Origin of the sequence: Siphonobacter sp. BAB-5385 (assembly GCF_002261125.1) — a bacterium.
Lineage (GTDB): Bacteria > Bacteroidota > Bacteroidia > Cytophagales > Spirosomataceae > Siphonobacter.
In genome coordinates, this window is the sequence record NZ_NMPS01000253.1 from 1 (window position 1) to 307 (window position 307).

At 54.4% G+C, this 307-nt stretch carries 1 pseudogene; it reads left to right on the forward strand.

The features are described 5' to 3' along the window. A pseudogene (locus tag BWI93_RS28030) lies at positions 1–307 on the forward strand (hypothetical protein); the annotation flags it as partial.

The following is a 307-nucleotide window of genomic DNA, read 5'->3' on the forward strand; positions in this document are numbered from 1 at the left end:
GACGGATACTACCGTTAACTCGACTTCGCAACTCGCGATCCCGACAGGTCTGTATGTGACACTGGTAGATGCTAATGGCCAGGCGGTGAAGACGGTAGCGGTGGGTTCAAACGGAGCTTACGATTTCGGTACGGTAACTCCCGCAACTTATAGCGTGGTACTGCATCAGACTTCGACGGGTTCGACGACTCCGGCTCTGCCGAGTGGTTGGATCAACACGGGTGAGCATTTGGGAACTAACGCGGGTAGTGATGGAACGGTGAACGGTATTTTGCCGAACATCACGGTTGCTACCACGAACGTCACC